At 39.3% G+C, this 18,854-nt stretch carries 19 protein-coding genes; 2 read left to right on the top strand and 17 right to left on the bottom strand.

The genetic code is table 11. The features are described from left to right. From HMPREF2926_RS00255 to HMPREF2926_RS00200, 12 genes are all read right to left on the bottom strand, one after another. Positions 1 to 1,350 (bottom strand): glycosyltransferase, encoded by a 1,350-nt coding sequence (locus HMPREF2926_RS00255; RefSeq protein ID WP_070586078.1) that lies wholly within the window; start codon positions 1,348 to 1,350, stop codon positions 1 to 3. Positions 1,351 to 1,362: 12 nt separating this feature from the next. Next, the gene (locus tag HMPREF2926_RS00250; protein ID WP_070586077.1) at positions 1,363 to 2,586 is read right to left on the bottom strand and encodes an ABC transporter ATP-binding protein; all 1,224 of its coding nucleotides are present in this window, start codon (positions 2,584 to 2,586) and stop codon (positions 1,363 to 1,365) included. Then, on the bottom strand, positions 2,586 to 3,392 hold the full coding sequence (locus tag HMPREF2926_RS00245) for an ABC transporter permease (RefSeq protein ID WP_003003247.1): 807 nt from the start codon (positions 3,390 to 3,392) through the stop codon (positions 2,586 to 2,588). The genes HMPREF2926_RS00250 and HMPREF2926_RS00245 overlap by 1 nt, the downstream gene beginning before the upstream one ends. Beyond that, the gene (locus HMPREF2926_RS00240) at positions 3,392 to 4,333 is read right to left on the bottom strand and encodes a glycosyltransferase family 2 protein (protein ID WP_070586076.1); all 942 of its coding nucleotides are present in this window, start codon (positions 4,331 to 4,333) and stop codon (positions 3,392 to 3,394) included. Before HMPREF2926_RS00240 ends, HMPREF2926_RS00245 begins: the two co-directional genes overlap by 1 nt. Continuing rightward, positions 4,330 to 5,478 (bottom strand): beta 1-4 rhamnosyltransferase Cps2T, encoded by a 1,149-nt coding sequence (gene cps2T / locus HMPREF2926_RS00235; RefSeq protein ID WP_070586075.1) that lies wholly within the window; start codon positions 5,476 to 5,478, stop codon positions 4,330 to 4,332. Before cps2T ends, HMPREF2926_RS00240 begins: the two co-directional genes overlap by 4 nt. 107 nt (positions 5,479 to 5,585) lie before the next feature. Beyond that, entirely contained in the window at positions 5,586 to 6,437 is an 852-nt protein-coding gene (rfbD, locus tag HMPREF2926_RS00230; RefSeq protein WP_070586074.1) for a dTDP-4-dehydrorhamnose reductase, read from the bottom strand. A gap of 65 nt (positions 6,438 to 6,502) precedes the next feature. Next, positions 6,503 to 7,429, bottom strand: coding sequence for a glycosyltransferase family 2 protein (locus tag HMPREF2926_RS00225; RefSeq protein ID WP_070586073.1), 927 nt, complete (start codon positions 7,427 to 7,429; stop codon positions 6,503 to 6,505). Positions 7,430 to 7,485: 56 nt separating this feature from the next. Then, positions 7,486 to 8,460 carry a glycosyltransferase family 2 protein gene (locus HMPREF2926_RS00220; protein ID WP_256262994.1) on the bottom strand — a complete coding sequence of 325 codons (975 nt, stop codon included), beginning with the start codon at positions 8,458 to 8,460 and terminating at the stop codon, positions 7,486 to 7,488. Positions 8,461 to 8,558: 98 nt separating this feature from the next. After that, positions 8,559 to 9,341, bottom strand: a complete 783-nt coding sequence (locus HMPREF2926_RS00215) for a glycosyltransferase family 2 protein (RefSeq protein ID WP_049482506.1) — start codon at positions 9,339 to 9,341, stop codon at positions 8,559 to 8,561. After that, positions 9,325 to 10,608: a lipopolysaccharide biosynthesis protein gene (locus tag HMPREF2926_RS00210; RefSeq protein ID WP_083307889.1), complete on the bottom strand. Its 1,284-nt coding sequence runs from the start codon at positions 10,606 to 10,608 to the stop codon at positions 9,325 to 9,327. The genes HMPREF2926_RS00215 and HMPREF2926_RS00210 overlap by 17 nt, the downstream gene beginning before the upstream one ends. Continuing rightward, positions 10,592 to 10,927: a DUF2304 domain-containing protein gene (locus HMPREF2926_RS00205; protein ID WP_049472006.1), complete on the bottom strand. Its 336-nt coding sequence runs from the start codon at positions 10,925 to 10,927 to the stop codon at positions 10,592 to 10,594. The genes HMPREF2926_RS00210 and HMPREF2926_RS00205 overlap by 17 nt, the downstream gene beginning before the upstream one ends. A gap of 1 nt (position 10,928) precedes the next feature. Further along, positions 10,929 to 11,663 (bottom strand): glycosyltransferase family 2 protein, encoded by a 735-nt coding sequence (locus HMPREF2926_RS00200; protein WP_049522879.1) that lies wholly within the window; start codon positions 11,661 to 11,663, stop codon positions 10,929 to 10,931. Between the two features lie 102 nt (positions 11,664 to 11,765). Here HMPREF2926_RS00200 and HMPREF2926_RS00195 point away from each other — a divergent pair, with 102 nt between their 5' ends. Both HMPREF2926_RS00195 and HMPREF2926_RS00190 read left to right on the top strand, forming a co-directional pair. Continuing rightward, positions 11,766 to 12,746 (top strand): Gfo/Idh/MocA family protein, encoded by a 981-nt coding sequence (locus HMPREF2926_RS00195; RefSeq protein ID WP_070586071.1) that lies wholly within the window; start codon positions 11,766 to 11,768, stop codon positions 12,744 to 12,746. Next, positions 12,743 to 13,828, top strand: a complete 1,086-nt coding sequence (locus tag HMPREF2926_RS00190; protein WP_070586070.1) for a DEAD/DEAH box helicase — start codon at positions 12,743 to 12,745, stop codon at positions 13,826 to 13,828. The genes HMPREF2926_RS00195 and HMPREF2926_RS00190 overlap by 4 nt, the downstream gene beginning before the upstream one ends. Before the next feature lie 42 nt (positions 13,829 to 13,870). Here the strand turns inward: HMPREF2926_RS00190 and HMPREF2926_RS00185 are convergent, their stop codons facing one another. The 5 genes from HMPREF2926_RS00185 to HMPREF2926_RS00165 all read right to left on the bottom strand — a co-directional run bounded on the left by HMPREF2926_RS00185 (position 13,871) and on the right by HMPREF2926_RS00165 (position 18,619). Next, positions 13,871 to 15,253 carry a polysaccharide deacetylase family protein gene (locus HMPREF2926_RS00185; RefSeq protein ID WP_049490913.1) on the bottom strand — a complete coding sequence of 461 codons (1,383 nt, stop codon included), beginning with the start codon at positions 15,251 to 15,253 and terminating at the stop codon, positions 13,871 to 13,873. A 257-nt stretch (positions 15,254 to 15,510) separates the two neighbouring features. Next, entirely contained in the window at positions 15,511 to 15,891 is a 381-nt protein-coding gene (locus tag HMPREF2926_RS00180) for a lactoylglutathione lyase (protein ID WP_003006623.1), read from the bottom strand. Between the two features lie 27 nt (positions 15,892 to 15,918). After that, positions 15,919 to 17,280, bottom strand: coding sequence for a sensor histidine kinase (locus HMPREF2926_RS00175; RefSeq protein WP_070586069.1), 1,362 nt, complete (start codon positions 17,278 to 17,280; stop codon positions 15,919 to 15,921). After that, positions 17,264 to 17,944, bottom strand: coding sequence for a response regulator transcription factor (locus tag HMPREF2926_RS00170; RefSeq protein ID WP_021152983.1), 681 nt, complete (start codon positions 17,942 to 17,944; stop codon positions 17,264 to 17,266). Before HMPREF2926_RS00170 ends, HMPREF2926_RS00175 begins: the two co-directional genes overlap by 17 nt. A gap of 135 nt (positions 17,945 to 18,079) precedes the next feature. Beyond that, complete coding sequence (locus tag HMPREF2926_RS00165) at positions 18,080 to 18,619, bottom strand: hypothetical protein (RefSeq protein ID WP_070586068.1); 540 nt, start codon at positions 18,617 to 18,619, stop codon at positions 18,080 to 18,082. Positions 18,620 to 18,854 lie beyond the last annotated feature (235 nt).

Here is an 18,854-nt window from a genome sequence, read left to right as displayed (position 1 = left end):
TTATTTCCTTATTCTTAAGAATTTCAAGATCTTTGTTGGAATGGTCCAACGGCGAGAATGGATGACTGTATTATATGTTTCTTTCGTAGCTTGTAACTCTGCCTCAAGATTTTTCAAACTATTTTGACAATCTAACATTTCGGCAGCAAAAACTTTTCCAATATAATCCGGTGCAGAGGGATTATCTATAGAAATCATTTTATAGCCCAGTTGATACACCCCTTCTTCTTCAACTTCATAAATCAATTGAGGATCTGGTTCACTAAAAAGAAATAAATTATCTGTAACGATACCATTACTATAAACTGGCGAGCAAACCTTTCCGTTAGAATCTCTCAATTCAACATCAGAGTAATAACTAGGATTTTCCGAAAGATCGACTCGGATAACAGAAGTTCCCTTCGGAATTTCGATTGCCAGACTATCTTCTTTTTGAAGAAGTTTGGTCATGGTACGATCTTCCGAATAAGTATTTTCTTCGTCACCAAAATAAATTGTAACAGACTCCATTCCGATGTGTGAAAGAGAATCCATTGGTTTGGAAAGACGGATCTCATAAGTGTTATTACGATCTAAAAGGATCTTCGTCATCTCTTTAAAATCGGCATTTGGATATTTATCAAGATACTCAAGTTGTGTTTTCAACAACTTATGAAATCGTCGTTCTAATTTTTTAAAATCAGTAGGACGAGAATCCGATCCTTGATTAATGGTATAAGCAACTGTTGCTTCATCCAGATAGGCTAAAGAAGTCCGTTGAAAGAGTTCCAATTGGAGGTTGAAAGTATCATCTGATGTCGTTAAATCTAACTCTTGATTGACTTCTAACATCAGATCTCTTTCAACTAGCCATGTAGAGGCCATGGTAAAACCTCTTGTTGCAAGCATCTTTTCATAGGTATCTGCTAATGGAATTGTATGATTAGCAAAGCCAGCCTTAGAAACGAGAGTTCCGTTTTCATCATAAATATCAAAATCCGTATTGGACCATTTGCAATCAGGCTTACTTTCTAATAAGTCAACCTGTTTCTGAAGTTTTAAAGGGTCTAACCAAAAATCATCTCCGTCACAGCGGGCAATATACTTTCCACGTGCTTCTTTACAGATAGAGACCCAGGTTTTAGAAATTCCCTGATTCTCATCCTGATAAAAGGCACGAATCAGATCAGGATAGTTGGCTTGATAATCCTGAATGATAGAACGAGATCCATCGCTTGAAGCATCATCCACCAAGATAATCTCATAAGCAAACTCTGTTTGTTGGGCTAAGAAGCTATCAATCGTCTTCTTTAGCCAGGGCTCTTTATTAAAAACCGTACAAATAATCGAAACAAAAGGCGTCGTTTCCATATTTCCCTCAGTCTAGTCAGTCATTGACCATGTTCCATTGCGTTGGATTAAGCCACTTGCCGAATCCATTGCTGATTTATCATCCAAAGCGATATCATCTCGATTGATAAAGATCAGTGGGGTCTGGGTGGCATCTGAAAAGGCCAACATCTGTCCTTCCTCATCCCTTACTGTCACTTCCAATTTCATTTTTAAGTCATTTACAGTTGGCAGTGAACAAGTATAATGAACCGTTTTATGTCCAGTTCCACTCATCAGTTGATTCATAGAATTATCATTATAGATCCAAATGTTCCGATCAATATCCGTTAAAGACAGTGCGATATAAGTCTTGATGTCTTCACGAACATCAAAATCAATCTGGAACTGAATAGGATCTTGAGGACGTAATTTGTTTGAGCTTAACAACTGAAGCTGAAAATTTTCAACCAAGACATTTTCTTCCTGGTTGGAATTGCCTGCTCCATTAGCTTCTCCTCCCTGTTGCAAAGGAGCTGTATTATCAAAACTGTACTGATTGGCAACATTTTCTGGACTCCCTAAAGCCTTCACCAAACCATTTTCAATCAAAACAGCCTTGTTACAATATTTCTTGACAGCTCCCATATCATGGGTAACGAGGATCGTGGTTTTCCCTGATTTCTTGCGTTCTTGGAAGTAATCGTTACACTTGCGCTGGAAGGCCTCATCTCCTACTGCTAGGACCTCGTCCAAAATCAAGATATCGCCTTGGGCCTTAATGGCAACCGAAAAGGCTAGACGAACCTGCATACCTGATGAGTAGTTCTTAAGCTTTTGGTTCATGAATTCATGCAACTCAGCAAAGTCTACGATATCATCATACATGGCATCAATTTCAGCTGTTGAGAAGCCCAACATGGCCCCGTTCATATAGACATTTTCACGACCAGTCAGTTCTGGGTTAAAGCCCACTCCAAGCTCAATAAAGGACACCAGTTTTCCATCGATAGTGACAGTACCTTTTTCTGGTACATAGATTTCAGAAATAATTTTCAAGAGGGTCGATTTTCCAGAACCATTTCTTCCCAGGATCCCGAAAAAGTCTCCTTTTTCTACTTCAAAAGAAATATCCTTGAGAACGTGCTGTTCTTTGTATCCTTTGATTCCTTTGAAGCGATTGACCAGGGCAGTTCGAAGACTATTGGTTGCCTCTGTTGGCAACTTAAAGTACTTGCTGACATGGTCTACTTTTACTGCAATTTGTTTATCTGTCATTAGAGAATCTCCGCAAATTTCTTAGCATGTTTGTTAAAGTAAGCAAAGCCAGCGACAAAAATAAGAATTGGTAAAACATAAGGAATCAAAACCAAGAACTTATTTTCCACCAAAAGCCAGACAGGGGTGTTAGCCTTATCAATCAAGAAGTAACGCATGTCTTGAATAATTTGAGCCAAAGGATTCATCATGACCAACTTAGCAGCCCATGGATTGCGGTCTGCAATAAAGGTAATCGGATAGATAATTGGCGTCGCATACAAGCCTGCTTGCAAGAGTACTTCCCAGACTTGTCCAAGATCGCGAAAACGAACAAAAAATGTCGCTAAGATCAATGCGCATCCTGTCGCCATCAAGAACAACTCAAAGAACAACGGAATCACCATCAAAGCTGTCCAAGAAAATGTCACTCCATTAAAGAATGAAAAAATCAAGACCACTACAAGGTTAATAACAAAGTTGATGGCTGCTCCTGAAATCGCAGACAAGACAATGATATGTTTGGAGAAGTTCAACTTCCGCAATAGGTCGCCTCGACTAACGATCGACACCATCCCCATAGATGTGGCTTCTGAGAAGAAGCCCCAGATTACATTGGCCAACAAGAGGGCAACTGGGAAATGGGGCACATCTCCACCCAAGCGTAAGAATCGGATGAAGACAATATACATGATCGTAAAAGTCATCAGGGGCTTTAAAATCGACCAAAGATAACCGATTGCTGATCCTTGGTAACGTAATTTAAAGTCTGTTTTGATTAACTCTCGTAATAAAATTCGATTTTTCTGACTAAAAACGTCAAACATTATTTTTTACCTCGATATGCAAACTTTGTCAGAATCAAGCTGGTAAACACAACCGTGTGAAAAGTCCGGTTCTTCCGATAACCATACTGACGAATCCGTCTCAGACGTTCTCTCAGTGGAACATCCATAATGGTGACAAAGTTTTCAATGATTTCTTTAGTTTGGGAACTGACAGGCAGATCCAATAAATTTTTTGCTTGTTCTTGACTGGACTCGATGAGATTCCAATATTTAGCAAACAGAATATGCGGACGAACCCAGTTTTTGATCCGTTTCCTAAGGGTACGAGCCCCCAGAACATTGCTACTGTGCTGACGGTACAATTCTGTCGGCTGATCGATATAGATGAGCTTCCCAAAGGCAGTTGCCAGTAATGCTAAATACCAATCATGCATGAGGAGCGCATGCTTTTCTTGACCTGTCCATAACTCCGCCAACGCGTGGTTGATCATGGATACACCGCCAGTTACCGTATTTTCCGTCAACTCTTGAATCAGTTCGGTATTGGCATGATCAGACTGGGTTCGAATCATGCTTTCATGTTGCACATTCAAGTTTTCATCGACCACCTTTAAATCTGTGTAGACCAACAAAGGATCTTCTTGAGGATGCTTGGCCGCTTCTTCTACCTGAAGTGCAATCTTTTCAGGAAGCCAGACATCATCTTGGTCACTGAAGCAATAGAGATCAGCTTTCTCGTATTTCAGAAGCGCATGGAAGCTCTTGATGACACCGAGATTTTCGATAGCTCCCTGGTTGATAAAGCGAATGCGCTCATCCTGGGCCACCAACTCTTGAATAATCTTCACCGTACCATCTCTTGACCCATCATCTCGGATCAAGAGTTGCCAGTCTTGATAAGTCTGGTCTTGGATACTTTTAACCTGCTCTTTTAGATACTGTTCACCATTATAGGTGGACAACAAGATATTTACTTTCATGATAAGAATAATTCCTCGTACTCACCTACAATTTTTTCCCAGGTAAAGTTTTGTTTCATATTGGCCTTGGCTCGTTGACCCCATTCAGATACATCTTCTAAAGAATCAACCTGATCAATCAAATGTGCCAAATTCCCAGTTTCTTTAGTCCAATATTGAGCCGAATCCTTAGCGACCGTTTGATTAAAGGAGACCCCTAAAACTAAATTCAGATCCGTCTGGGCAAGAGCCTCTAGGAGACCAGGATTGGTCCCGCCCACTTCATGACCATGGATATAGGCAAAGGCTCCTTTACGGATATACTTCAAAAGGTCTTGATCATAAACCGTTCCTACAAACTTAACACGAGGATCCTGATCAAATCCAGTTCGAGCTCGGAGCTCCTCAAAATAAGGATTACCTTCCTGGTTACAAATGATCACTAAATCCCGCTTGGTTGAAGAGGTCATAAATTCACGAATGGCGGTCTCATAATTATTTTCTGGGACAAAGCGGCCCAAAATTAGGTAATAGTTTTTCTCTTGTGTCTGCCACTTGTGATAGAATTCTCGGACCTTCCTATCCTGACTGTTTAGGCTGGTTGGAGATAAGTCCGTTCCATAGGCAATATAGGTCGTCTTAGACCAAGAGTAGGCTTCCTTGATATAGGACTCAATACCAGGGTTGTCTGAAATTACCAGGTCAGCATGGCGCGTCATGATCTTTTCAGAATACTTGAGATAGGCTTGGATCGGTTTAGCCCACTTGGCCCGCTTCCACTCCAGTCCATCTGGATTGATATAGAATCGACCACCCATCTTATGGATCTTACGCGCAAAAGGCGCCACAAAGGCTCCGATTGTATTGCCCAAGACATAAAAAATCGGCTGTTCAATTCCTTGTTTCTTAATAAGCTTCAAGGAGTAGTTGATGGCCATCATATCATAGGCAATGACACGCGCAGGCCCAAGCTTAGGGGCTTGAATCGTAAAACAATCCACACCCTTGTAGTCAAAATGGTAATAGGCTTGATCATTAGAAAGGCAAGCAACATGGTACTGGATATCTGGAGACACTTGATGCGAAACCAATTGGTCCACAAAAGTCTCAAAACCGCCATATTGAGCCGGAAGCCCACGACTTCCGATAATAAAAACATGTTGCATAGAGTTCCCTTTCAAATCATTCACAGTCTATACAATTATACCATTTTCTAGGCTTTTTGCCTAATCCAAACAGAAAAGCGACCCTCAAGGGCCGCTTCTATTTGTTCTTATTTCACTTCTTGTTTATAAAATTCTTTCAAAGCATCTTTCCAAGTTGGAATAACAAATCCTGTAGCCTTAGCCTTAGCCAAGCTCATCGTTGAGTTCAGTGGACGTTTCGCTTTAGCTGGGAATTGGCTAGAATCCACTGGCTTCACTTCAACATCAGTGTCTTTGAGAATCTCAACTGCAAAGTCATACCAAGTTGTATCTTCTGCTGCATCATTTGATAGGTGGTAGTAACCATATTCCTTACGATTTTCAGCCAAATAGGTCATAAACTCTGCAAGAGTACGTGTCCAGGTTGGACGACCATGTTGGTCATTAACGACCGTCAAAGTCTTATGAGTCTTCGCAAGGTTTTGCATGGTGAAGACAAAGTTCTTACCGTAGTTCCCGAAGACCCAAGCTGTACGGATGATATAGAAATTGGAAACATGTTTTTCAACCAATTCTTCCCCCATACGTTTGGTACGACCGTACTCTGTTTGAGGATCTGGTTGATCGTCTACTTCCCATTCTTGTCCCACTGGTTTTTTCCCATCAAAAACGTAGTCGGTTGAGATATAGACCAAGGTTGCACCGTGCTTTTCAGATGCCTTTGCTACATTTTCCGTACCCGTCACGTTGATGGCATAGTCTAACTCTTTTCCTTCATCTTCAGCAGCATCAACAGCTGTGTAGGCAGCACAGTGATATACCAAGGTTGGTTTTACTTCCGCAAATACCTCGTCTACTTTCTCTGCATTAGTGATATCCATTTCAGCCACATCAACAGCTACATATTCTTCATTTCGTTCATCTAACAAATGGCGAAGCTCCGTTCCAAGTTGACCATTTGCACCTGTAATTAAAATCATGTTACGTTCCTTTCGAATGCTTTTTCTCTATCATTATAGCAAAAAAAGCAGAAGTTTTCTGCTTTTTACTTACTTTTCTCTTTGATGACATAGATTGGACGTTTCTTGGTTTCCATGAAGATTTTACCTATATATTTCCCTAAAATCCCAATGGTTAGTAATTGGAACCCTCCTAGGAAAAGAATCACTGTCATGAGAGATGGCCAACCTGAAGTAGGATCTCCAAAGACTAAGGTACGGATCACAATCAGAATCACCATGATAAAGGCCAGAATCCAAGATAACAGTCCACCAATAAAGGCAATGTTTAATGGGGCATCCGAGAAATTGACAATCCCTTCAATCGAATACTTAAAGAGGGACCAAAAATTCCAAGACGTCTCTCCTGCCACGCGCTCTACATTTTTATATTCGAGGTATTCTGTCTCAAATCCTACCCAAGCAAAAATTCCTTTTGAGAAACGATTGTACTCCGAGAGCTCAAGAATCGCATCGACCATTGGACGACGCATTAAACGAAAATCACGCGCCCCGTCAACCATTTCCACTTGACTAATATGATTGATCAATTTATAAAACATCCGTGCAAAGAAAGAGCGGATCGGTGGTTCCCCATCACGGGTTACGCGTCTCGTTCCGACACAGTCTAAATTCGGCTGTTCCTCCAACTTCTGCTTCATTTCGATCAATAACTCCGGAGGGTCCTGCAGATCTACATCCATGACGGTCACGTATTCACCACTAGCACGCTCAAGTCCAGCATATAGTGCAGCCTCTTTTCCGAAATTTCGAGAAAAAGAAAGGTAGTGCACATTTGAATCTGTAACATGTAGCTTTCGAAGAACGGATAGCGTACCATCTGAAGAGCCATCATTTATAAAAATATATTCAAACTTTTCTCCCATCTTCATCCGAACACGTTCCATTTCTCGATAAAATAATGGAATCGATTCTTCTTCGTTAAAACATGGGACTACAACTGATATAACCATTCATTGCTCCTATTAACATCTGCTACTAACTTATCAGTAAACTGTATATCTTCTAACTACCCTTTACAATACAGTTTTGCAAACAGTTTTAATAAACCGAACTTTTCAATCAAGTTCATTGTAAAGATAGCTAGTTTAACCATAAACCTCTCATCTCTAATTTCTCGATTAAAAACAGAAAGAGTGGACTTCATTCCATTTATCCTGATCCAATCATTAATTTCTTTATATTGACGTAAAAACTCTGCACTTGTAGAATGTCTCCCACCGTCCAATAACCAATAAAGAGTAAATTTTTTTATAAAAAATTTAATTAATTTAGTTTCAGAAAAATCTTTAGGGATAATCGCTGCTATTTTATCAAGTACATTCTTGATATCTAAATTTGGATTAAATCCTTTATTTAATGTATTAGATGCACTATTCTCATTGAAAAACCAATTATATCCACAATATGGGATAGTTCTTATATTTTCAGATTTTGTATATACCGTTAAGCTGAATAACAAGTCCTCAGCCAGCGGAATATCTGGAAAAGAAAGTTCGTGATCTACTAAAAATTTTTTTCTATAGATGCGAGCACATGGTGAAATCGATCTATATTTCGACCATTTATCTTTACCCAATTGGATAGAAAATAGTTGTTTACCATCTTGGTTTACTCTCTGAAGACCACCAATAACTGCATCATCTATCCCACTTGATATTTCATCATAAAACACCTGCAAGTAATCTGAGTTTATATAATCATCACTATCGATAAACATGATGAATTCACCTTTTGCAAGCTTGATACCTTCATTTCTAGTATAGGCTGCACCTTTATTTTCTCGACTCAAAGTTCTAATATTTGGAGAAAATTGTTGGTATTCATTCAATATTTTAAACGAATTATCCTTTGAACCATCATCAATTGCAATAATTTCAAATGATTTAAAACTTTGATTCAAAACGGAATCTATACATCTTTTGAGATATAATTCTGCATTATATACTGGAATAATGACACTAATCTTAGGCGCTTCTTTCACAATCTTATCCTTTATATATTTTAATAGAACCCATAGTTTTGCAAATAATTAAGATATTCAAACTTTTATATTTTTATCAAACCTCGAGCACGCAATCTTTAACCATTCGTATCCTGACTCTTTTTATAAAAACGATTTAAACATTTCGCTAATACGTTTGGCCAAAAGAGTTTAAACATCATGTAATCTTCCTTTGTTCGAGTATTGTCACTAATGGTATTACTCGTTTCAGAGTCTTCATGAATACGATGACACATTAATTTCTTTGGAACATATACAAATCTGCCATCAAATTTAGCCAAATGGTACCAGGCAAGCCAATCTAGACTAACTCTCCATTCCTCATCAAATCTAAAGCCCTTAACCAATTCTAAATTATAAGTTACAGCAGGGCAACAAATTGGATTTCCAAAAGCAAGAATCCGATTTCTCCACCACTTAGTTTTAGGGAATAATGAGATTGTTTTTAACATTAATGATTTGATTTTTAGATTTGAAGTCGGTTTAATGACCTCTCCATTTTTTTCTTCAAAATAATCAGAATAAAGAATGATAGCATCTTGATGCTTCTTTATCCTCTCTTGAATTTCCATTAAATAGGTTGGCTCATAATAATCATCTTGATGGGCTATTGTAGCATATTGGGTAGTAACAAAAGATAAAGCATTATTCCAATCTTTCCCAATCCCGCCACCTACAGTTGTATTAAACGGAATGGCATATTTTTGGCAAATACTTTCGATAAATACACTTGGAGTAGAAGTATACAAAATGATATTACTTTTTACGGTTTGGCTTAATAACGAGTTTATACAATCCTCTAAAAAAGGACTATCCCCATAAGCACAGATTACAAATGTATGATCATTCCACTGATTCATATTTTTGAATCTCCTTCCTTCTCATAATTACAAAGACAATCCAACTAGCAATGGTGTAAAACAACATAACAATAACAAAACTAAGCCCTGCTCCAAACAAGCCAAACTCCCTCATCGCTAGAGGCGTAAGAAAATTTGTCAACAACGCCATTGCGATATAAACATAGAGTAGATAGACTTGCTTCCTCAATATAATTAAAAAATCACCTATGACAGAAGCTATAGAATATAAAAAGCCGGAAAGCACTAAAATAGTAAGTAATAAACTATAATTTGATAAATCAATACCACTTATAATATTCAAAATAGGAATCCCTATCAAATAGGCCAGTATTGATACTACCAGTCCCAAAATCATAAGCAATAATAAAATCTCTCGAATCATAGCATTAAACGTATGAAATCTTTTTTCTGACCATTGTTTTGCCAAATCGGTAATTAACGGTCTTAATGCTAATACAAATAAACTCATAAAGAAAACAGGCATGAATAGAATACTGAAGTCTCTTTGAGCACCTTCACGTAATACACCCTCAACTAACAATTTATCAATCACTTGTTTTGGATAATTCAAAACATATACCAATAAAAAGCCGTTAACAAACAAGGGAAGGCAAGTTTTCATGATACTAATTGATTGCTTAAATGTAGCATATGAAATCTGATTAAAAGGTATCGTTCTAATTTGTTTGGATTGGACGTAATCACCCCCAAAAACAAAAAGAACATTAAAAAAACATAAACAAATTAAAGAAAAAATTAAAGAATTTGAAAGTAACAAACTAACTAGGAGAATGATTGTGCTCGAACCATAACGTAGCACCATTAATTTCCCTGCAATATCTAAACGTTCGTGTTGTTGAAATAATCCTTGGAATAAATCAGAAAAAGCATCACATGAACGATAAATAACTGTTAGGATGATAATTAAAAATAAATCCCCTTTTCCAACATTATTTCCACTAAAAAATAAATACGGAAATAGTGAAACTAACATTAAACAAACTGTAATAACCCTAGTTAGCCAATATTCCAAATACGAGTACGTTTCTTTCAAATCAGTCGCCTGATAATTTCTAACTTGAAAAATACCAATGACAACCCATAGGTTTCCAATTGCATAAGCCAAACTAAAATTATCAGCATCACTTGCGGAAGTATAACGAGAGACAATAATCAAATACAATATTGAGACTGCAGCTGCTGCTATATTTCCTGCAAAATTCCAAAAATAAATACTCCTATTTACTTTATTGTTCATTTTCATTCTCACTTCTTAATAAAGCAATCGTTTGTGACAATTTCTTAATCTGTACTGATTGTTTTGATACAGTACGAGTTAATGAAAAAATTAAAAATATTAATAAAAATGTACTTAATAAAAAAATAAAGTTACTTAGCGTTTGAATACCAAGAAATAAAGATATTGCTCCAATCAAATTAGGAAACCAAATGACTGGCAACGATAGCAAACAAAGAATGAGCCAAGAAATGACATTTCTCAGTTCAACGACTTTCTTTGCAACTAGGCGTAGAATATAAACGATAAAAATAATTACAATAAGGGTTAACCAAATATTTAACATGTTATTTCTTATATCCTCCACCAATTCTAGCCAATAGCATTGCCATTGTCACTTTGATCATATAGTAAACAGACTTACTGAATGTAATCGATGATTCTCCGTGTTCTCGCTCGTTCATCAAGACCGGTACTTCTGCAACGGAATAACCTGAGGTTAAGAGGGACACAATCGTCTCTGGTTCTGGATAATCACTTGGATATTGTTTAGCAAATTCTTCAATCACTTTTCGATCAGCCACCCGCAATCCTGAGGTTGGATCTGTTACCTTTTGACCGGTCAAAATCTTAATTAATTTTTCAAAAAATGAAATTCCAATCCGTCGCGCGAAGGAGGATTGGAAACCTTGATTTTCAATGAAACGAGAGCCAATCACCATGTTCACATTCTTCTCTTGAAGGACTTGAAGCATCTTTCTGATAAATTCAGGATTATGCTGACCATCTCCATCCACTTGAACAGCATATTGATAGCCATTTTTAACTGCATATTGATAACCAGTCTGAACAGCACCACCAATTCCTAAATTAATCGGTAAATCGATAACGTTAAAGTTGTTATTGCGACAAATTTCAAGTGTATGATCTGTAGAACAATCATTGATAATGACATAATCAAATTCAGGTGTATGTTCTTCAATCATCTTGATTGTTTTTTCAATATTTCCACTCTCATTATAAGCAGGAATAATGATCAGTAATTCTGAATTTCTCAATCCTATGTTTTCCCTTCTAAGCATATCACTTCATTATACAATAATCAGTGCATATTTTCTACTTTATACTGTCCCCTCCCCCTTTTCATGGTATAATAGAGTGAATCGATTGCAGAAGGACACCTTATGTTAAAGCTGGGAATTATTGGTACGAGTTGGATTTCACATGAATTTATTACAGCTGCTCATCAGACGGGCCACTATCACTTGCAGGCTGTGTATTCGAGAAGTATGAAGACAGCTCAAGAGTTTTGTGAGCCTTATGGGGAGATCTCTTGCTACACAGACTTGGTCGACTTCTTAGACAGTGAACTGGACGTGGTCTACATTGCCAGCCCTAATTCTCTTCATTTCGCTCAGGCCAAGCTTGCTATTCTGGCCAAGAAGCATGTCATCATTGAAAAACCCGCTGTGACCAAGCCTTCTGAATGGAAGGAGCTGGTCAAGCTCGCTAATGAGCACCAGGTCTATCTCTTTGAAGCTGCCAGAAATTACCAAGAAGCAGCCTTTCAAGTAATTAAAGACTTCCTCTCTAACCAGGAAATACTGGGCGCCAACTTCACCTTTGCCAAATATTCTTCCAAATTGCCAGCCCTTCTTGCAGGTGAGATTCCTAATATTTTCTCAGATGTCTATGCAGGTGGAGCCTTGATGGATCTGGGAGTCTACTGCCTCTACTTGGCCATTGGCTTCTTTGGAGACCCCATCTCCAGTCACTACACCGCTCAGCAATTACCCAATTCGGTTGATCTCTATGGTCAAGGTGTCTTGATTTATCCTGATTTTCAGGTTGCTATTCAGGCAGGAAAAAATATCACCAGCCATCTACCTGCTGAAATCTACACCAAGACTGGAACACTAACTCTCAATGCTGTAACAGCCATTAACCAGGCCCGCTTCGTCAGCCATTCTGGGGAGGTTATCGACCTTCCGATCCAGCCCTGCCCACACCAAATGCAAGAAGAGGCCGAAGCCTTTTCCCTTGCCATCGCTCATCAAAAGCCGTCTGCTTATCTTGAATGGTTACAAACAGCTGAGCAGGTCCATAAAACCCTCTACCAGATGCGTCAAAGCGCTGGAATACAATTTAAGGATGAAAAAGAATGAAAGAACAATTTCCACAAAGCTGGAAAGACCAGTTAGAAACACTCGGATTTGATACATTCACTGAAATTCAGGAACAGATCTTCTCCCCTATCTATGAAGGAGAAAATGTCCTTGGGATCAGTCCTACCGGTACTGGTAAGACACTCGCCTACCTCTTTCCGAGCTTGCTCAAACTTAAACCGAAGAAGGCCCAACAACTCTTGATTTTGGCTCCTAACACAGAGTTAGCAGGACAAATTTTTGATGTCACCAAACAATGGGCAGAGCCTCTCGGTTTCCAGACACAACTCTTCCTTTCAGGATCTAGTCAAAAACGGCAAATCGAACGCCTCAAAAAAGGACCTGAAATCCTGGTTGGGACGCCTGGTCGGATCTTTGAACTGATCAAGCTGAAAAAGATCAAAATGATGAATGTGGAAACCATCATTTTAGATGAATTCGACCAATTACTGAGCGATTCTCAGTACCACTTCGTCGACAAGATCAGCCACTATGCTCCCCGTGACCACCAATATATCTACATGAGCGCCACAGCCAAGGTCGATCCAGACCAGCTAGAGGAAAATACTCTTCGTGTTACGGTTGATGGACTTTCTTTGGACAATATCCAACATTTTTATATGCAAGTGGATAAGCGGGACAAGGTTGAATTGCTCCGCAAACTCGCCTACGTCGAAGATTTTCGTGGTCTGGCTTTTTTCAATAGCCTGTCTGATCTGGGTAGTGCTGAAGAAAAACTACAATACCGTGGTGTTGAGGCCGTATCGCTCGCAAGCGATGTCAATGTCAAATACCGCAAGGTCATTCTGGAACGCTTCAAAGACCATCAGCTGACCCTCTTGCTGGCCACCGATTTAGTCGCTCGTGGCATCGACATTGAACATCTTGAGTGTGTGATTAACTACGATATTCCTCGTGATGTGGAGACCTATACCCACCGTGCCGGTCGAACAGGACGAATGGGGCGTGATGGCTATGTAATCACCTTTATCACCCACCCAGAAGAACTCAAATCCTTAAAAAAATACGCTTCTGTACGTGAACTGGTTTTAAAAAATTCCGAACTCTTTTTAAATGAATAAGAAAATCCTCTGCTAGTGAATGAACTGCAGAGGATTTTTACGTTAATTTCCATTGTAATAAATACGATGACTTTCAAGTTGATAATCCAACAATTCATCCACCGTTACAAAGGTATAGCCTTGTGATTTGAGGTAGTCAAGGACGGTCGGTAGAGCGTCAATCGTGGTTTGATGGATATCATGCATGAGGATAATCGAACCCGGTTTGACTTCTTTTTTCACTTCATTGAGAATGGCCGTCGTATTATGTGTCTTCCAATCTAGACTATCCACATCCCACATGATGAAGGATTGGTCGACACCGTATTGGATGGCGTTATTGATGGCTCCATATGGAGGACGGGTAATCTTGGTTTGGACGCCTGTCGCTTTTTGAATAGCTTCTTGGGTATCCAAAATCTCTTTTTTAGCATTATCCAAGCTCAATTTTGGTAATTGAGGGTGATCCCAGGTATGGTTCCCGATTTGATGACCTTCTTTGCGGACTTGCTTAGCAATATCTGGATTCGCACTGACATTTTTTCCGACCATAAAGAAGGTAGCTTTGGCATTGTATTTCTTTAAGATGGCCAGCGCCTGAGGAGTCGTGGTTGGATCTGGTCCATCATCAAAGGTCAGAGCAATCATCTTACGGTGGCGTTCTTCTATATAGGATTCGTAAGAAGCTAGATCATCAGGAAGCAAGCGCTCTGTATCAATCACGTCATAGAATTTAGACAAGGGAACAGTGAAGGTATCATCTCCCTTAACCTTGGTTGGAAATGGAATGGTGAAATTTCCTTTTTCATATTGGAATTCCCATTGGCTCAAATCCAACTCTGAGAAGTGGGCAACCATTTGATCAATGCTTTCCTCGTCTAGCTGACGAAAGGCTAGATTTCCCCGTAATTCCTCCAAAAAGATCTGCTTGGCTCCATCTGGATCCGCAAAAACTTGGCTCAGGGTCAGAGGATTGTTCTCATCATCCAAGTAAAAGAGGGGCAACTTCACCGTCTCATCTTTGATGAATTTCCCTTTTTTGTACTGGTATTCCGCCCGTTTGATTTGGATAGGGTGATAACCAACAAAAGGCGCTTCTGCTTCTTCACTATGGTAGAAGGTCAAATGCTTTGGTTCTTTGGTTTTTTCATCGGATCCTAGACGCTGAAGGTCTTCTTGGATCTTCTCTTTAATAATCTCAACAGGCTGTCCATCCTTAGTAGGATAATAAGCCGTCACATAAGAAGTTCCTAAAATCCCTTCCTGAACTTGAACATCTTTCCCTTTTTCAGAGCTTTTCTCAAGTTGGGTAACCTTAGCAAACTGATCCTGATAGGCTTTTTGTTCACGAACCCTTTGAATCTTTTGATAGCCGATATACAAAAGACTCAATAAAAGGAGATTTGTAATGATTAATAAAATAGTTTTCGTGTGTTTGAATCTCATAACTTTATTATAGCAAATTTCTCTCGAAAAAACATTCCTTTTTTGTAAATGGTTTCATAAAAAAAAGAGAGTGAGACAGAAATCGGTCATTCGTTAGAATTCGATTTCGTCGTCCCACCTCCGCACAGTTGAGTAGGGCTGTAAAAGCTGATGAAATCAGCGTAGTAGAGCCTACTCAACCACTGCGTCTTGCTCGACAATCCATAAATAATTGAGAGGCTAGGACTTTTATCCCAGCCTCCTATTTTTAGTCTCTCTTATTTTTCGCGAATGACTTCTACTTTATACCCATCCGGATCTACAACGAAATAGTAATTCGGTTGCGTCCCTGGAAGACCTTTTGGTTCTGTCACTTCATAGCCTTTAGCCTTGTGTTCCGCATTCAAACCTTCTAGATCAGGAGTACTCAAGGCAACGTGAGCATAGCCATCTCCGATGACATATGGACCATGATCATAATTGTAAGTCAATTCCAACTCATAGTCATCTCCAGGCAAGGCCAAATAAACAATCGTGAACTTGTAGTCTGGGAAATCTTTCCGACGTTTTTCTTCAAAACCAAAAGCATCTTGGTAAAAAGCGATTGATTTTTCTAAGTTTTCTACACGAAGGCAAGTGTGCAACATTTTTGAACTCATAGGTTTTCCTCTTTTCTTTTTTAAAGATTATGAACGATTTTTTTTACGACTTTCCGTCTTAATGGATAATTTCACTTCAAAGATAGTCCCTTTTGGTTTATTATCTTTGACTTGAATGGTCCCTTTAAAGGCTTCTACGATTTGCTTAGCGAGGGATAACCCCAAACCAAATCCACCTTTTTGACGGGTTCTGGCCTTGTCGACCCGGTAAAAACGATCAAAGATCCGTTTCTTATCCTCATCTCGAATCCCTGGACCATTATCCAGCACTCTCAAAAGAAGATTTTTATCCTTCAATTGAACTTCAAACTGGATCTCGCCATCTTCATCGGTATACTTCAAGGCATTGTCATAGAGAATGGTCATCAACTGCTTGAGGAGCGTTTTATCAGAACAAATGACTTTGTCCACCTGATTGTCTCCTCGGAAGATTTTGCCATTTTCTTCTGCAATGATCTCAAAATTCGAGAAGGTCTGATCGAAAAAGCTTGGTTCGATATCTTCCATCTCCGGCTTCAAGCCATCATCTCTTCGGGCAATGTTAAGAAGGTTGGTGGTCAAGAGCTTCATATTTCGAACTTCATCCAAGCTGGATGCAATATTCTCACTCGATTCCATAATGGTCGCTTCAGGCTTTCTAAAAAGCGTTTCGAGACGATTTTGCAGAACTGCTAAAGGCGTCCTCAACTCATGGGAAGCATTTTCCACGAAAGCCTTTTGCTTTTGCATACTCTCAAGAAGGGGCTTGACACTGAGACGTGCTAAGAAGAGACTAGCGAATAAGGAGATTCCCCAGAAGCAGATCATGATGAGGGCGATTTGACTTTCGTGCTCTTCACTGGTCTGCTCTAGCTGACTGATATTGGTCATGACAACCGCATACTTGATATCACTATCACTTTCATCATCAGATAAACTCAACTCTGCCATATAGGCCCGGTAACTTTCTTTTTTCCCATAGCTATTTGTAATTTGAAGCTGGGAAACCTTGTTGAGGAGCTTTCGACCAAACGTCACCGTTTTGAAGTTTAAAAACCCATTACCGGTTGTCAAGTTTTCATATTTTTTATTGAGCAAAACAACAGTGGTATTGGATGTGACATCCCCTTTAGGTTCTGATTTATCATGATCTGGGATCATCATCTCATGATCATTATCATCTCCTTTGGTATTTGACTGTCGCTGGTCTCGATAAGCAATCGCTACAAGCGAGTAGGGATCCTGACTGAGAGTCTTGAGGTTTTCATCGACAGTTGTATAAAGACTCGAGCGCATGACCTGAATGATAATCAAGGTCATGGCCGAGAATATCAAAGTAAAGAGCCCAAAATATCGGATGAAGTAGGAAAAATCATCTTCCCCGACGGTTTTCTTAATTCTGGTTAGCATCTTTTAAGATATACCCCACACTGCGCAATGTTTGCAAGTTCTCAACGAAATCAGTACCTTTTAATTTCTTACGGATTTTTGAAACATAGACTTCAACCACTGAGATGGTTGTGTCACTATCAAAGCCCCAGAGACGATCGAAGATCTGGGTCTTTGGAAGGATGACATTTTGGTTTTGAAGGAAATAGACCAAAAGATCAAATTCCTTCCCAAGAAGTTCCACTTCTTTCCCATCCACATAAGTCGAATTGGTAGATAAATTGACCTTCAAATTGCCATAATTAAGGGTGTTTTCATTGACCTTTCCTGAGCGCTTCAAGAGAGCTTGAATCCGCATCTTAAGCTCTTCTAGGTAGAAAGGCTTGGTGAGGTAATCGTCTGCTCCCAGCTCAAAGCCGTGTCCCTTGTCATCCAGACTTTCTTTGGCTGTCATGATTAAAACAGGGGTTGTCACACCTTTTTCACGCAATTCTTTCAAGACATGGAAACCGTCTTTTTCAGGAAGCATCAGGTCCAGCAAAATCAAATCATAGATCCCGCTTTCTGCTTCGTAAAGACCTTCTTCTCCGTCAAAGACCTGCATGACATCCGCAAAATCATCTAAAAAATCAAATACTGAATTTGACAAACCAAGGTCATCTTCGACCAATAGAATTTTAATCATTGTCGTATCCTCTTCTCTTTCGTGAGTGAGTCTTTCTAATCTATTCTTAACCATTATAACACGACTTCCCTTCATTTCCTATAGTTTAGAACCTGGTTTTATGATCAAATTCAGCCTGCCTGAGGGAGGCTAATTCTATGAGTTTGTCGTGTTTTCTTTGTTATTTTGACTGTCACTCGTCTTGTTTTTATTTTTTGAATTCTTCTTATTGGACTTTTTAGAGGACCCCTGGTTCCCTTCTTGTCCGCCAGATTGGTTCATGCCATTATCTGGACCATTCCCTTGTGGGCCACCATTGCCTTCTTGTGGCATTTGACCCGGACCGCCACCTTGTGGGCCGCCTTGTCCTTGACCACCACCTTGAGGACCACCGCCTTGGTGGCCCCCATCCTGTGGGCCACCATTTTGCTGGTTCCCTTGTGAAGCATGGCCATTTTGACTATTTTGTTGCTGATTAGATCCTTGGTTCTGACCTGTTTGGACCGGTTGAGAAAATTGTTGGTTATTGGAGGATTGAGAGGCGATGACTCCGACACCAAAGCCACTTCCAGCACCGACCAACAATCCACCAACTGCTGCCATGCCAATCCACCACTTAGGACTTCGTTTTAGGACAACCATTTTTTCTTTGGATTCTTGCGTTTCTACTACTTGTTTTGTTTCTTTTTGATTCATCTTTTTACCTTTTATCTTTTTGTACAAGTACTTGTCTTTTAAAATTTAAAGGGAGCTCGATCCTTTAGTAAGGCGATTATACTTCAGGAGTCTTAAGCCTGCCTAAATTTTTACTTAAAAAATCCTAAAACAAGTGTGGGCTATTGACAGGTTGAGCCCCTTATTGTAGAATAGTTACCATAAAATAAATAAGAGGTTAACTGTTATGAAGAAAATCTTTCCCTTAGTACTCATC

It is taken from the genome of Streptococcus sp. HMSC078D09 (assembly GCF_001813675.1).
Classification (GTDB): domain Bacteria; phylum Bacillota; class Bacilli; order Lactobacillales; family Streptococcaceae; genus Streptococcus.
Note: the sequence above shows the minus strand (reverse complement) of the source record. Positions and strands in the feature narration are given on the sequence as shown.

Excerpts from the sequence above, each read along its gene's own strand:
- HMPREF2926_RS00255 (WP_070586078.1), bottom strand. The coding sequence starts at position 1,350 with ATGGAAACGACGCCTTTTGTTTCGATTATTTGTACGGTTTTTAATAAA.
- HMPREF2926_RS00250 (WP_070586077.1), bottom strand. The coding sequence starts at position 2,586 with ATGACAGATAAACAAATTGCAGTAAAAGTAGACCATGTCAGCAAGTAC.
- HMPREF2926_RS00245 (WP_003003247.1), bottom strand. The coding sequence starts at position 3,392 with ATGTTTGACGTTTTTAGTCAGAAAAATCGAATTTTATTACGAGAGTTA.
- HMPREF2926_RS00240 (WP_070586076.1), bottom strand. The coding sequence starts at position 4,333 with ATGAAAGTAAATATCTTGTTGTCCACCTATAATGGTGAACAGTATCTA.
- cps2T (WP_070586075.1), bottom strand. The coding sequence starts at position 5,478 with ATGCAACATGTTTTTATTATCGGAAGTCGTGGGCTTCCGGCTCAATAT.
- rfbD (WP_070586074.1), bottom strand. The coding sequence starts at position 6,437 with ATGATTTTAATTACAGGTGCAAATGGTCAACTTGGAACGGAGCTTCGC.
- HMPREF2926_RS00225 (WP_070586073.1), bottom strand. The coding sequence starts at position 7,429 with ATGGTTATATCAGTTGTAGTCCCATGTTTTAACGAAGAAGAATCGATT.
- HMPREF2926_RS00215 (WP_049482506.1), bottom strand. The coding sequence starts at position 9,341 with ATGAATCAGTGGAATGATCATACATTTGTAATCTGTGCTTATGGGGAT.
- HMPREF2926_RS00210 (WP_083307889.1), bottom strand. The coding sequence starts at position 10,608 with ATGAAAATGAACAATAAAGTAAATAGGAGTATTTATTTTTGGAATTTT.
- HMPREF2926_RS00205 (WP_049472006.1), bottom strand. The coding sequence starts at position 10,927 with ATGTTAAATATTTGGTTAACCCTTATTGTAATTATTTTTATCGTTTAT.
- HMPREF2926_RS00200 (WP_049522879.1), bottom strand. The coding sequence starts at position 11,663 with ATGCTTAGAAGGGAAAACATAGGATTGAGAAATTCAGAATTACTGATC.
- HMPREF2926_RS00195 (WP_070586071.1), top strand. The coding sequence starts at position 11,766 with ATGTTAAAGCTGGGAATTATTGGTACGAGTTGGATTTCACATGAATTT.
- HMPREF2926_RS00190 (WP_070586070.1), top strand. The coding sequence starts at position 12,743 with ATGAAAGAACAATTTCCACAAAGCTGGAAAGACCAGTTAGAAACACTC.
- HMPREF2926_RS00185 (WP_049490913.1), bottom strand. The coding sequence starts at position 15,253 with ATGAGATTCAAACACACGAAAACTATTTTATTAATCATTACAAATCTC.
- HMPREF2926_RS00180 (WP_003006623.1), bottom strand. The coding sequence starts at position 15,891 with ATGAGTTCAAAAATGTTGCACACTTGCCTTCGTGTAGAAAACTTAGAA.
- HMPREF2926_RS00175 (WP_070586069.1), bottom strand. The coding sequence starts at position 17,280 with ATGCTAACCAGAATTAAGAAAACCGTCGGGGAAGATGATTTTTCCTAC.
- HMPREF2926_RS00170 (WP_021152983.1), bottom strand. The coding sequence starts at position 17,944 with ATGATTAAAATTCTATTGGTCGAAGATGACCTTGGTTTGTCAAATTCA.
- HMPREF2926_RS00165 (WP_070586068.1), bottom strand. The coding sequence starts at position 18,619 with ATGAATCAAAAAGAAACAAAACAAGTAGTAGAAACGCAAGAATCCAAA.